At 70.3% G+C, this 13,316-nt stretch carries 12 protein-coding genes; 6 read left to right on the top strand and 6 right to left on the bottom strand.

All coding sequences use genetic code 11. From position 1 onward, the window contains the following. Both IE157_RS10645 and IE157_RS10640 read left to right on the top strand, forming a co-directional pair. On the top strand, positions 1-297 hold a 297-nt coding region (locus IE157_RS10645; RefSeq protein ID WP_193519931.1), incomplete at its 5' end, for an integrase core domain-containing protein. A gap of 188 nt (positions 298-485) precedes the next feature. Then, the gene (locus IE157_RS10640) at positions 486-1,607 is read left to right on the top strand and encodes a general stress protein (protein WP_179861248.1); all 1,122 of its coding nucleotides are present in this window, start codon (positions 486-488) and stop codon (positions 1,605-1,607) included. A 161-nt stretch (positions 1,608-1,768) separates the two neighbouring features. Here IE157_RS10640 and IE157_RS10635 read toward each other — a convergent pair whose 3' ends face one another. Further along, complete coding sequence (locus IE157_RS10635; protein ID WP_085107710.1) at positions 1,769-3,376, bottom strand: aminopeptidase P family protein; 1,608 nt, start codon at positions 3,374-3,376, stop codon at positions 1,769-1,771. Between the two features lie 199 nt (positions 3,377-3,575). On the opposite strand from IE157_RS10635, the gene IE157_RS10630 reads away from it, so the two are divergent. Beyond that, on the top strand, positions 3,576-4,427 hold the full coding sequence (locus IE157_RS10630; protein ID WP_064846077.1) for a PHP domain-containing protein: 852 nt from the start codon (positions 3,576-3,578) through the stop codon (positions 4,425-4,427). A gap of 71 nt (positions 4,428-4,498) precedes the next feature. Here IE157_RS10630 and IE157_RS10625 read toward each other — a convergent pair whose 3' ends face one another. The 5 genes from IE157_RS10625 to IE157_RS10605 form a co-directional block, all read right to left on the bottom strand. Next, on the bottom strand, positions 4,499-5,371 hold the full coding sequence (locus tag IE157_RS10625) for a DNA-methyltransferase (RefSeq protein ID WP_064846078.1): 873 nt from the start codon (positions 5,369-5,371) through the stop codon (positions 4,499-4,501). Then, the gene (locus IE157_RS10620) at positions 5,372-7,030 is read right to left on the bottom strand and encodes a DEAD/DEAH box helicase (protein WP_193519930.1); all 1,659 of its coding nucleotides are present in this window, start codon (positions 7,028-7,030) and stop codon (positions 5,372-5,374) included. 301 nt (positions 7,031-7,331) lie between these two features. Then, positions 7,332-7,565, bottom strand: a complete 234-nt coding sequence (locus IE157_RS10615) for a DUF3107 domain-containing protein (RefSeq protein WP_035965329.1) — start codon at positions 7,563-7,565, stop codon at positions 7,332-7,334. Positions 7,566-7,655: 90 nt separating this feature from the next. Further along, the gene (locus IE157_RS10610) at positions 7,656-8,336 is read right to left on the bottom strand and encodes a TetR/AcrR family transcriptional regulator (protein ID WP_064846080.1); all 681 of its coding nucleotides are present in this window, start codon (positions 8,334-8,336) and stop codon (positions 7,656-7,658) included. A gap of 39 nt (positions 8,337-8,375) precedes the next feature. Further along, positions 8,376-9,692, bottom strand: a complete 1,317-nt coding sequence (locus tag IE157_RS10605; RefSeq protein WP_064846081.1) for a glutamyl-tRNA reductase — start codon at positions 9,690-9,692, stop codon at positions 8,376-8,378. Positions 9,693-9,826: 134 nt separating this feature from the next. On the opposite strand from IE157_RS10605, the gene hemE reads away from it, so the two are divergent. The 3 genes from hemE (at position 9,827) to hemQ (ending at position 13,315) form a co-directional block, all read left to right on the top strand. Beyond that, positions 9,827-10,996 carry a uroporphyrinogen decarboxylase gene (hemE, locus tag IE157_RS10600; RefSeq protein WP_193519929.1) on the top strand — a complete coding sequence of 390 codons (1,170 nt, stop codon included), beginning with the start codon at positions 9,827-9,829 and terminating at the stop codon, positions 10,994-10,996. Beyond that, complete coding sequence (hemG, locus tag IE157_RS10595; protein WP_085107679.1) at positions 10,993-12,480, top strand: protoporphyrinogen oxidase; 1,488 nt, start codon at positions 10,993-10,995, stop codon at positions 12,478-12,480. The genes hemE and hemG overlap by 4 nt, the downstream gene beginning before the upstream one ends. 118 nt (positions 12,481-12,598) lie before the next feature. Next, on the top strand, positions 12,599-13,315 hold the full coding sequence (gene hemQ / locus IE157_RS10590; RefSeq protein ID WP_193519928.1) for a hydrogen peroxide-dependent heme synthase: 717 nt from the start codon (positions 12,599-12,601) through the stop codon (positions 13,313-13,315). The last annotated feature ends 1 nt before the right edge of the window (position 13,316 follow it).

Genomic DNA, 13,316 nt, shown 5'->3' with positions numbered 1-13,316 from the left:
GGCGAACGCCTCGCGGAGATCGGCGCGACGCCGTCGATCGGGACCGTCGGTGACAGCTATGACAATGCCTTGGCCGAGACGGTGAACGGGTACTACAAGGCCGAACTCGTCCGCGGGCCGGCCCGGTCCGGGCCGTGGAAGACGGTCGAGAATCTCGAGCTCGCCACCCTCGGTTGGGTGCACTGGCACAACACGCAGCGCCTCCACAGCTACCTCGGCGACGTCCCGCCCGCCGAGTTCGAGAACGCGTTCTATGCTGTCCAAGCCGACCGCGAACACCTGGTCGGAATCAAATAGCGCGAGTCTCCATCAGACCCAGGGCGCTTCAGTGCGGTCCCATTCCTGGAGTGGGGGATCAGAACCCGGGCAATACCGGTTGCTGGGCACCCGATCCGGGGTGGGTTCACCGGCCGCCGTGTTCACCCGCTGCGATGATCCAGGGTTTTCCCGGCGGGCTCGTGGGTGACTACGGGACAATGGATGGCATGAGCAACTCGAAACCAGGCCCCGCCCAACTGTCCATCGCCCCGGAAATGCCCCGCGGTGAGGTGGTGGGCCGTTACCGGACCTACGCCCTGGCGCAGAAAGCCGTTGACTACATGGCGGACGAACACTTCCCCGTGGCCATGGTCTCGATCATCGGCAGCGACCTCAAGTCCGTGGAGCAGGTCACCGGTCGGCTCTCCTACCCCAAGGTCGCCCTGCAGGGTGCGCTCAACGGTCTGGTCTTCGGCGCGTTCTTCGGCCTTTTGATGTCCCTGCTGGGCGGGGCCAACATGGCTTCGTCCCTGTTGCTCACCATGATCCTCGGTGGCGCGTTCTGGATGCTCATGGCCACCATCACGTACGCCATGTCCCGCGGCAAGCGGGACTTCACCTCGACCAGCAGGATCGTGGCGGGCAGCTACGAGGTCCTCGCCGCCCCGGAGGTCGCGGGTCAGGCCCGCCAGGTGCTCAACGGCATGGAGGGCGGCCACGTGGTGGGGCAGCGCGGGCAGAACCCGGGTCAGGGGTACCGCGGTCCCGCCGGTCCGCAGGGTGACCAGTGGGGTGGTTCGGGTGCTCCGCAGGGCAGCCAGTACCCCGGTGGCCCGCAGTACGGTGGACCGGCCCAGGGCGGTCCCGTCCAGGGCGGGCGGCCGGGCGCTCCGGGTCAGGGCGCCCCGGTTCACGGTGCTCCGGTGCAGGGTGATCCCGGGGGACAGAACGCTCCCGGCGGTTCCGAGCCGCGCTACGGTGTGTTTCTCCCGGGTGCAGATCAGCAGCAGGAAGACGCCAACCGTTCCGCGAAGTTCCCGGACCTCCCGGACGGACGCCCGCAGTACGGTATCCGGCTCGAACCCTCCGACGCCGCCCCGGCCGGTGGACAGCCCGCACCGCAGGCCCCCGCGAACGCCGCCGCTCCGTCCCACCCCGCGGCCGACGCTCCCGCTCCCTCCACAGACGGGGCGTCATCGGGCACGATCCCCGCGAACCCGGCTCAGTCGGCCGACCGCGCGGCGCCGTGGACACAGCCGGGTACCCCCGAGGCACCGCGCGAGGGCGGGTCCACCCCGCACAACGGACAGGGCACGACCCAGCGGCCGCACGGCGAGGACCAGCGCTGACCCACGGCACACGCGCAACAAAATTTCGGGCACGCCAGAGCCACAAATGGTGCCCGAAGGTGGCGCGGGAGTGACTGGGAGTTCGGCGGCGTCACGCACAGAGAGCGATCCCCGGGTCCTGACATGCGGGCCCGGGGATCACTCTCTAGGTGTTCCGGGGGTTACGCCGCGGGGCCCGCGCTGGGGCCCACGTTCTCGTCCCGGTTCCAGATGCCCTGGATCCACGACTCCACGTCGTCGGGGTTGCGGGGGAGGGCCTCGGAGAGGTTCTCGTTGCCCTGCTCGGTGATCAGCACGTCGTCCTCGATGCGCACACCGATGCCGCGGTACTCCTCGGGGATCGCGAGGTCCTCGTTCTTGAAGTACAACCCGGGCTCGATCGTGAACACCATCCCCGGCTCGATCACAGCGTCCAGGTAGAGCTCACGCTTGGCCTGGGCGCAGTCGTGCACGTCCAGTCCCAGGTGGTGGCTCGTACCGTGCGGCATCCAGCGGCGGTGGTGCTGACCGGCCTCGGACAGGGAGACCTCCGCGGACACCGGCAACAGCCCCCATTCCTCGAGCCGCTGGGCGAGCACCTTCATGGCCGCGGCGTGGAGGTCCCGGAACTTGTTACCGGGGACGGCGACGTCGAACGCGGCGTCCGCGGCGTCGAGCACGGCCTGGTAGATCCGGCGCTGCACGTCCGTGTAGCTGCCGGTCACGGGCAGGGTGCGGGTGAGGTCCGCGGTGTAGAGCGACTCGGCCTCCACACCCGCGTCCACGAGGATCAGCTCGCCCGGCTTGACCGAGCCGTTGTTGCGGATCCAGTGCAGCACGGTCGCGTTGTTCCCGGACGCCGCGATGGTGTCGTAGCCGAGGTCGTTGCCCTCGAGGCGGGCGCGGGAGAAGAACGCGCCCTCGACTACGCGCTCGCCGCGTTCACCGCCGATCGCGCGCGGCAGCACGGAGACGATGTCCTCGAAACCGCGGATCGTGGCCGCCACGGCCTCGCGCAACTGCCCGACCTCGTACTCGTCCTTGATGAGCCGCAGCTCGCTCAGGGCCTCGGCCAGGGTCGCGTCCTTGGTGTCCGACTGCTCGAGGTCCACGCCCGTGTTGATCCGGGAGGTGTCCACGAGCGCGTCCATGTTCAGGTCCACGTCCCGCACCAAACGAATGCTGAGACCACCCAGGGCGGTGTTGCCTGCGTCCTTGGTGACCGCGGTCTCCAGAGCGGAGAGGTCCTCGGTGGGCAGCGCGAACTCGTCGCGCAATTGCGCCAGCGTGGGGCGGGGCCCCACCCAGAACTCACCGTTCTTGGCATCCGCGTAGAACTCCGCGGAGTCCCGCCCGGCCATGGGGTGGAAGTACAGGGTGGAGGTGTGGTCGCTGCCGTCGTCTCCCTGACCCTGCTCGGTGGGTTCCATGACCAGCACGGCCTCGGGCTCGTGGTCCACTCCCATGCCCGTGAGGTGCGCGAACGCGGAGTGCGGGCGGAAGCGATAGTCGGTGTCGTTCGAGCGCACCTTGGGGGCGCCCGCGGGGATCACGAGACGCTCGCCGGGGAACATCCGGGAGAGCCGGGCACGGCGCTGAGCGGCGAACTCCGCGACCTCGGCGCGCGGCGTCGTCGTGTGCTCCGGAGCGGCCCAACCCGAGGCCATGAACTCGCGGAACTCCGCGTTGTCGGGGCGCTGCGAGCGGTTGTCCACCCGCTCGTCCATGGGCTGCGCGGCGTCCTCGCTCGCGTGATGGGAAGCGGTGGGGTGTGCTGAGCCTTGGCTCATGGACGCGGTCATCTCCTTCGGGGCGCGGGCTCCCGCGCGGGTCGCGATGCTGGCGGAATGTTCTCGTCCATGGTGCCACGCCGGTCAACCCTGGCCCGTGGGCAGCGAGGACCGGGCGATCGGTAGCGATGGCTCGGCCTCGTCCGGTCGGCGCGTATCGCGGGCCGACCCACCGCGGTCCGCGGGTATCGTGGAGGTGATGAGAATCGACCTGCACACCCACTCCAACGCGTCGGACGGCACGGAGTCCCCGGCGGACGTGGCCCGCGCGGCACACCGGGCCGGGCTCAACGTCTTCGCGCTCACCGATCACGACACCACCGCGGGGTGGCAGGAGGCGGGGGACACCGCCGTGTCCCTGGGGGTCGCGTTCGTACCCGGCATGGAGATCACGTGCACCACCGCGGACGGTATCTCGGTGCACATGCTCAGCTATCTGCACGGCCCGGACCACGCACCGCTGCTGGACGCGATCGAGGAGTCCCGGCGCAGCCGACTCTCCCGCGCGCACAAGATGGTGGACCTGCTCGCGCAGGACTACCCGATCAGCTGGGACGACGTCATGGCCCACGTGAGTCCCGAGGCCACGGTGGGCCGCCCACACATCGCGGACGCCCTGGTGGAGCTGGGCGTCGTCCCAAACCGCTCTGCCGCGTTCTCGGACATGCTCTCCGGGCGATCTAAGTACTACGTGCGGCACATGGCCCTGGACCCGGTGCAGGCCATCAAACTCGTGCGCGCGGCGGGCGGGGTCCCGGTGTGCGCCCACCCCATGGCCCCGTTGCGCGGTCGCGTGGCCACCCCGGCCGATTTCAACGCGATGATCGACGCCGGTCTGGCCGGCGTGGAAGTCGCCCACCGGGACAACCCGGACGAGTCCCGCGCGGTGCTCATGAAGCTCGCCGCGGACCACGATCTCATCGTCACGGGATCCAGCGACTACCACGGCGCGGGCAAGCCCAATCGGTTGGGGGAGAACTCCACGTCAGTGCGTTCGCTCACGAGGATTTGCGAACAGGCCACCTCCGGGATGGAGGTCCGCTGGCCGTGAGGCCGGGGCGCACGGCACGGTCCTGACGACGTTTCGAAGAACAGTCGGGATGCAGCGGCTCGTGAACCGGATCAGGACGCGCTGAACACCGCCGTATCCGGCAGGCGCCGACGCATGACGTCCACGGCCTCGGGGTTGGAGTCCACGCACACGAACTTCCGGCCCAGTTGCTCGCTGACCGCGCCCGTGGTCCCCGAGCCTGCGAAGAAGTCCAGCACCCAGTCCCCGGGACGCGAGGACGCCGTGACGATCCGGCGCAACACCCCGGCGGGTTTCTGCGTGGGATAACCGGTCTTTTCCTTGCCCGTGGGGGAGACGATCGTGTGCCACCACACGTCCGTGGGCAGCTTGCCGCGCGCGGCTTTGACGGGACCCACGAGCCCCGGGGCCATGTACGGCTCCCGGTCCACGTCCGCGGAGTTGAAGTGGTAGGCGGTCGGATCCTTGACGTAGACCAGGATCGTGTCGTGCTTGGCCGGCCATCGCTTGGCGGTGCGTCCGCCGAAGTCGTAGGCCCAGATGATCTCGTTGAGGAAGCACCGGCGGCCGAACAGCGCGTCCAGCAGCACCTTGACGTAGTGCACCTCGCGGTAGTCCAGGTGCACGTACAGCGTCCCGTGCGTGGCCAGCACGCGCCGGGCATGCATCAGCCGGGGTTCCAGGAAGCCCAGGTAGTCCGCGAACGAGTCCTCGTAGCGCAGCAACGAGCCCATGATCGTTTCGTAGGAACGCCCCGCGAAGCCCACGCGATCGCCCTCGCCCGCGGCCGCGGGGACGGAGCGAGTGGTGCGGCGCACCTGGTCCCTGCCCGTGTTGAACGGGGGGTCCAGGTATACCAGGGAGAACGCCTCGTCCGGCAGCCCCTCCAGCACGTTGAGGTTCTCACCGTGCACGATCGCGCTGGTGCCCTCCGCGTCGAATGCGAAGGGCTCCCACTGCGCCATCTACTCTCCCGCTGTAGAGGACTGCTGCGCCTGCTGACCGCCCTGGGCAGCCTTGTTCTGCCCCGAGGAACGACGACGCCGCCGGCGCCGCTTGGTGCCCTCGCCCGTGTTCTCCACGGAGGTCTCCCGGGAACGCTCGCCCTGCTCGGAGCGGGGCCGCTGGTTCTCCGCCTGGGATCGCCCCGCGGAGCCGCTGCGGGGGTCGGAACCGCCCGAGCGGCGTCGTGCGCCGGAGCCGTTGCGGCCACCGGAACCACCGCGACCGCCGCGGCCCGAACGCTTCTCGGAGTGCTGCGGCCTGCCGTCACCGAGGTCCTCGAGCTCCTCGGCGTCGAGGCCCTCGAGCGTGCGCTGCGACTTGGGCAGCTTGCCCTTGACGCCGCGCGGGATGTTCAGGTCCGTGTAGAGGTGATCGGAGGACGAGTAGGTCTCCACGGGTTCGGGCACGCCCAGCTCGAGGGCATTGTCGATCAGGCGCCAGCGGGGGACGTCGTCCCAGTCCACGAACGTGATGGCCGTGCCCTTGTTGCCCGCGCGCCCGGTGCGCCCGGTGCGGTGCAGGTAAGTCTTCTCGTCCTCGGGGCACTGGAAGTTGATCACGTGGGTGACGTCCTCGACGTCGATCCCTCGCGCGGCGACGTCCGTGGCCACAAGCACGTCCACCTTGCCGTGACGGAACGCGCGCAGCGCCTGCTCGCGGGCGCCCTGGCCCAGGTCGCCGTGCAGGGGAGCGGCGGCGAAACCGCGGTGGATGAGCTCGTCCGCGAGCTTGGCGGCCGCGCGTTTGGTACGCGTGAAGATGATGGTCCGTCCCCGGCCCTCGGCCTGCAGGATGCGCGCGACGACCTCGTCCTTGTCCAGGTGGTGGGCGCGGTAGATGACCTGACGGATGTCCTTCTTGGTGCTGCCCTCGTCCGGGGCAGCCGCACGGATGTGCATGGGCCGGGTCATGTACCGCCGTGCCATGGCCACCACGGGGCCGGGCATGGTCGCGGAGAACAGCATGGTTTGGCGCACCTGCGGAACCGTGGCCAGCAGCTTCTCCACGTCCGGGAGGAAGCCCAGGTCCAGCATCTCGTCCGCCTCGTCCAGCACGACCATGCGCACGTGGCTCAGGTCCAGGAAGTGCTGGCGGTTGAGGTCGATCAGGCGCCCGGGGGTGCCCACGACGACCTCCACGCCCTTTTCGAGCTCGGCGATCTGCGACTCGTAGGGGCGGCCACCGTAGATCGTGGCCACGCGGGCGTTGCGGGTCTTGGCGGCGATCGCGAGGTCGCTGCCCACCTGGACCGCGAGCTCACGCGTGGGGACCACGATCAATGCCTGGGGGGCGCCGGGCTTCTTCAACTGGGCCCAGCCGTCGTCGTCACGGCCTACGGCACGCTGCAGTGCGGGGATGCCGAAACCGAGGGTCTTGCCGGTACCGGTCTTGGCCTGACCGATGATGTCCTGGCCGGACAGCGCGATGGGCAGCGTCATGGCCTGGATGGGGAACGGGGAGGTGATGCCGTGCTCGGCGAGCGCGTCCACGATGTCCTGGCGGACGCCGAAGTCCGCGAACGAGGACTCGGTCACGGGTTCGGCGGTGTCGACCGCCTGGGTCCCGGCCTCGTCTGGCTCGATGATGTCGTGTTCGGGTGTTGCAGTGATATCGGTCACGAATGTCCTTCACGGGTCGGCGCGGGGCACCACACCGGATCATCGGCCGGGCCGTCCCGGAGGACGGAGCGGCACGAAGCGGGGGCCGCCGCGCTGTGAGAGGAAGCCGATCGTGAAACGCACCCCGCCCGGGCGCTCAGCGGAAGGCGCGGGACCTTCCGGGCGCGGGCCGAAGCCGGGTAACAAGTGAACGTGACGGTCTCATGGGACGACCGGTCATCCTGATAAACACCTCCAGTGTACCCGCAAAACGGTGAGGCCCCCGGACGCGGTGGTCCGGGGGCCTCACGGCGTGGGCGGTTCAGCCGAGGGGCAGGGGGGTGAAACCCACCTTTCGCTTGGTCTCCTGGCCGGTCTCCACGTAGCCGATGCTCGCGGAGGGGACCACGGTGGTGGAACCCTTGGTGTCCTGCAGCACGAGCGGTGCGCCGGAGCTCAGCGCCTCCGTGACCTTGGTCTGCACCTCGTCCGCGGAGAGGTCGGCGTTGACCACGAGCTCGCGGGCCACGTTCTGAATCCCGATCTTGATTTCCATGAGTACCTCCTGCGGCGTCACCGGCCCACGGTGATCACGGGCCGGACCATGTCTTCCAGGTGCCGCGCACCCCGGTGAGGGGCGGGCGCGTCAGCCTCGGTCGTTGCCGATCAGTTTAGGAGCAGGTTCCCGGCGCTCCTCGTCGAGCGTCCTGATTCCGCCCCAGGCTAAACGGAAAATCCGGTCCTGGACCTCTTCGCGTGTGCCCGCTTCCGGGTGGCGGGTCCAGAACACAGCGGAGGTCTGGACCAGGTGCACGAGGCCCCGGGACAGCATGATGGCCTGGGCCGGTGGCATGCCCGCTTTGGGTCCGAGCACCGCGGCCACGGCCACGGCAATCCCCTGGTAGAACTCGTCCAGTTGCGCCGCGACCTCGGGGAAGGACATGAGGTCCGCGCTGAACACGAGCCGATGGGCCTCCGGCTGGCTGTTCACGAACTCGAAGTGGGTGTCGATCACGTTCTGCACCCGCGCCTTGTTGGTCTCGGCGCTGGCCAGGGACCGCTCGAGCTTCTCGGACAGTTCCGCGAGCGTGAACTGCACGAGCGCCAGGAACAGGTCCCGCTTACCCGGGAAGTGCTGGTAGAGCACCGGTTTGGAGACCCCGGCCGCGGCGGCGATCTCGTCCATGGAGGTCGAGTGGTAGCCGCCTTCGGAGAACACCCGCAGTGCCGTGCTCAATAGCTGCTCCCGCCGCTGGTCCCGGGTCATGCGAGGGGCCCGCGTGTGGCCGGTGGGCGCGGGCGCGTCGCGTGCATCGGGAGCGTTCATGGGGTCCTCCTCTGTGACGGGCCCTCGCCCGTCGTGGCTTCAACCGGCCGCGCGGGGACGCGGGGTGTCTGAGGGGGATCGTTCAGCGAGGGGATCCTGATCCGCGGGGAGGGTCTGCGGTGGTGCGACCTCCAGACCGAACAGCGCTTCCAATCCGGAAATGTATTCGTCCGCGCGGCCCTCCGCGGCGAGCTGACGGGCACGGACGGTGGGGATGTGCAGCAGTGAGCGGACCATGCGGCGCATGGCCATCTCGATCTGTTCCTCCGCGCCGGTGCAGCCGTGGTGGGCACGGACCTTCTCGAGTTCGGTGTCCAGCACGGCCATGGTGTGCTTGCGCAGCGCCACGATGGCCTGGTCCATGGTGCGGGCGTTCTGGGCTGCCGCGAAGCCCTGGGCGGCCTCGTCCACGATCTCGCGCGCCGCGCTCACGGACTCGCGGGTCTCCTCGGGTGCGGCCACGCGCACCGATTCCAGGGTGATCAGCTCCACGTCCGGCAGGTCCGCGACGGCGGGGTCGAAGTCCCGCGCCAGCGCGAGGTCGATCACGGTGCGCGGTCCGCTCGGGAAGGCGGACGCCGGTATGGGGGCGGAGCCGCCCGAGCAGCCGATCACGACGTCCGCGCGGCGCAGTGCCGCCGGCAGCTCGACCTCCGTGACGGGGGAGCCGCCGCGTTGGTCCGTGAACTGCTGGGCGCGTCCGGAACCGGAGTAGACCTCGATGTCCGCGCAGCCGCGGTCGCGCAGCGCGGCCATGGTGGCGCCGGCGTACGCGCCGGTGCCGAAGATCAGGGCGTGCCGGTTGGGCCAGCTGCCGCGGGTGATGTCGTCGGCGAGGTCCAGGGCCACGGACACGATGGAGCGTCCCCGCTCACCGAGGCCGGTGCGGGCCCCGACCTCACGTGCGGTGCGGGCGGCGGCCTCGAATAACTGCACGAGGTGTCCCGAAGCGGTGCCGGACTGGCGGGCCTGGTTCAGCGCGCGGCGGACCTGTCCGGTGATCTCACGCTCGCCCACCACGGCGGACTCCAGACCGGAGACCACGGTGAACAGGTGTTGCGGGACCTCGGTGCCGTGGTAGGTGTCCATGGTCTCCAGGACGAAGCGTTCGTCCAGCCCAGCGCGCTCAGCCACGCGTTCGGCGAGCTGCTGCTGGGCCAGGGCGACGTCGCGGGTCCCGTCCTCGGGCAGCTCAGCGTAGAGTTCGAGCCGGTTGCACGTGGATAGCGTGATGGCCCCCGAGAGCGCGCCCTGGGACACGGCCTCCTCGGCCACCCCGAGAGCCCCCGTGCTCAACCGTGCGACGGTGTTGAGGTCGACGGAACGGTGCGATGCGACAAGACAGAAAAGAACCACAATCCGGCCATCCTAGACGAATTCATCCTGGCTCGCTCAGCATAACCACTGGGCGCACCCGGCGCAGAGATTGTGTTCCCGGCGGACACTACGTCATCAAAACCGGCGGGTTCCTTTGGCACAATGGGGCCATTATGGCTTCCCAGAATGATCGCACCGTAGAATCCCGCCGCGCCGAGTCCCCCCATGATCCCGCCGCGGCCACGGAGCCGGGCGGCGATCACGCGTGGGAGCAGCGCATCGCCGCGCTGCCCACCGAGCACCCGCTGCGCTCGGCGGGTGTGGCCGACTCCCCCCTGATCAGTACCCTGCGGGGGCTCCCCGCCGCGCACACGCCCGTGTGGTTCATGCGTCAGGCGGGTCGCTCGCTGCCCGAGTACCGCGCCGCCCGGGAGGGCACGAGGATGCTCGAGGCGTGCCTGACCCCGGACCTCGCCGCGGAGATCACCCTGCAGCCGGTGCGCCGGCACGGCGTGGACGCGGCCATCTTCTTCTCCGACATCGTGGTGCCCATGAAGCTCGCCTCGGTGGCCGTGGACATCGTGGCCGGGCGCGGCCCAGTGCTCGACCACCCTGTGCGCACCGCCGCGGACGTCACCGCGCTGCCCGAACTGCCGGACTCGGCGTTGGACCCGATCCGCGAGGCCGTGGCGCGCACGGTCGCCGAGCTCGGGGACACCCCGCTGATCGGTTTCGCGGGCGCGCCGTTCACGATCGCCGCATACGCCGTGGAGGGCGGGCCCTCGCGCGACCACTTGCGCCCGCGCACCATGATGCACGCGGATCCCGCGTCCTGGACCGCTCTGGCCGAGTGGGCCGCGCGCACCTCCGGAGCGTTCCTGCGCGCCCAAGTGGAAGCGGGGGCCTCGGCCGTGCAGTTGTTCGATTCGTGGGCGGGCTCCCTGTCGCTCGCCGACTACGAGGCGCACGTCCAGCGCCACTCCGCGGACGCGCTCGCCGCCGTGGCGGACCTGGGGGTACCGCGGATCCATTTCGGCACGGGTACGGGCGAGCTGTTGGCCGCCATGCGGGACGCGGGAGCGGACGCCGTGGGTGTGGATTATCGCATCCCGTTGGACATCGCATCGCAGCGTCTGGGTGGGCGCACCGTGGTGCAGGGCAACATCGATCCCGCGCTGCTCGCCGCCCCGCGGGAGGTGCTACACGAGCACGCCCGCGACGTTCTGCGCCGCGGTCGCAGCGCCCCCGGTCACGTGGTCAACCTGGGCCACGGCGTGCCGCCGGAGACGGACCCGGACGTGCTGAGCGAACTGGTGACCTTCATCCACAAGGAGACTCGGTGACAACTTCCCCCGGTGCCCAGCGGCGCACCGCGCCACGGCGTCCTCGCACGGCTCTCGTGGTGGGCGGCGGCGTCGCCGGGTTGACGGCCGCCCGTGACCTGGCGCGCGCCGGTCTGCGCGTGACCCTGGTCGAGGCCTCGGACCACTTCGGCGGCGCCGTGGGTGCCCACGAGGTGGCGGGACTCGTCCTGGACTCCGGCGCAGAATCCTTCGCCACACGCTCGGACGCCGTACCCGATCTGCTCGAGGAACTCGGGCTCTCCGACCGCGTGGTCACCCCCCATCCCGCGGGCTCCTGGTTGCAACTCCCTGAGGGTGCGGTGCCCGCCCCCAAGTCCGGGGTGCTCGGGATCCCCGCGGACCCCACCGCACCGGAGCTGCGCAAGCCCCTGGGCCGGGCGGGCGTGGCCCGTGCGCGCATGGACAGGGCGCTGCCGGCCCGCGTGGGTGCGGGGGAGCGTTCCATCGGCGGTCTCGTGCGTGCCCGCATGGGCCAGCGCGTGCTGGACCGGTTGGTCACCCCGTTCGTCTCCGGGGTCTACTCGACCCACCCGGACGAACTCGACGTCGACGCCGTGGCCCCCGGTTTGCGCGCCCGCTTGCGCGAACTCGGCAGCCTGGGCGCGGCCGCGGGTGCACTGCGCACAGCGAGCCCCGCGGGTGCGAACGTGGCCGGGCTCGACGGCGGGATGAACCTGCTCAGCGAACGGCTCGTGCGGGACGCGGAGCGGTTGGGCGTCAAGCTCGTGACCCGCTACGACGTCATCGCCCTGGACCGCGACCCGCGCAGGCCCGGGTGGATGGTGATCCAGCGCCAACCCGTGAACGGGGACAAGACGGCCGTGGCCCGCGGGGAACTGCTCGTGATGGCCACGGACGGACCCACCACGGTGCGCTTGCTCGGCACGCAGGTCAGCGACGTCCAGAACTTCACGCCTCGCTCGGGGCCCCGGATCGCGCTCGCCACCCTCGTGCTGGATTGCCCCGCCCTGGACAGTGCACCCCGCGGGACCGGTCTGCTCGTGAGCGACGACGTGCGCGAGGTGCGCGCCAAGGCCCTGACCCACGCCACGGCCAAGTGGAAGTGGGTGGCTCGCGAGGCCGGGGAGCACCGCCACGTGGTGCGGTTATCCTACGGCCGGGCCACCCCGCGTGGATCGGGCCCCTCCCCGGAGGTCACGCTCGAGGACAAGCACCTCATCTCGCTCGCCCTCGGGGACGCGAGCACGCTGCTGGGCGTACCGATCGAGCCAGAACAGCTCGTGGGCGCGGACGTCGTGCGGTGGCACACCGCCCTGCCGCGCACGGACGCGGGTCACAGCGCCCGCGTCACGGGGTTCCGCCGGGCGCTCAAGGACGTCCCGGACGCCGCGGCCGTGGGGGCGTGGCTGTCCGGCACGGGACTCGCGGCGGTCGTCGCCGACACCCGCCACCAGGTCAGGACCCTGCTCAAGCACCACGGGTTCGACGTGACCCCGAACTGAGGGACCGCCGCGCGCGGGACCGAGCCGTGCGACGTCGTCCGCGCAGCCCGGGCAGTGCTGCGCGGGACGAGAACCACCGAACGTGAACAGAACGAGAAGTCGAAAGGGAGCACACACGATGAGTGAGCACGCAACCGAGGCAGGCCAGGACGCGGCACAGGCCGGCGGGGACACGCTGTACTGGGCCGGTTACACAGTGTTCGAGCGGACGGGTGAGCGCCCGCGGGACGCGGACTCGCAGGCCAACCGCAGCGCGTTCGACGAGCTCGTGAAGGACCTCGAGGGTCGGGGCGTCACCGTGCGCGGCGTGTACGACGTCTCCGGGATGCGCGAGGGCGCCGATCTGATGCTGTGGCTCACGGGCAAGGAACCGGACGCCCTGCAGGCCGCGATCCGGCAACTGCGCCGTCAGCCGCTGCTCGCGGGCACCCGGCAGTCCTGGAACGCCATGGGTGTGCACCGCGAGGCGGAGTTCACGTCCAACCACTCGCCCGCGTTCGCGCGCGGTGCGGAGGCTGGCGCGTGGGTGTGCGTCTACCCGTTCGTGCGCTCCTACGAGTGGTACTACATGAACCCGCAGCGCCGCGGGGAGATGCTCAAGAACCACGGCATGAAGGCCCGCGAGTACCCGCAGGTGCTCGCCAACACCATCGCGTGCTTCGGGCTCAACGACTTCGAATGGCTGCTGGCCCTGGAGGCCCCGGAGCTCGTGGACCTGGTGGACATCATGCGCCACTTCCGCAACACCGAGGCACGCCTGCACGTGCGCGAGGAGACCCCGTTCTACACGGGGCGCCGGATCACCACCCACGAGATTGCCGAGGTGCTTGACTGAG

Source organism: Kocuria marina, from assembly GCA_014652975.1.
Classification (GTDB): Bacteria; Actinomycetota; Actinomycetes; order Actinomycetales; family Micrococcaceae; genus Kocuria; species Kocuria marina.
The sequence above is the reverse complement of the archived record's forward strand: the minus strand, read 5'-3'. Positions and strand labels throughout refer to the sequence as shown.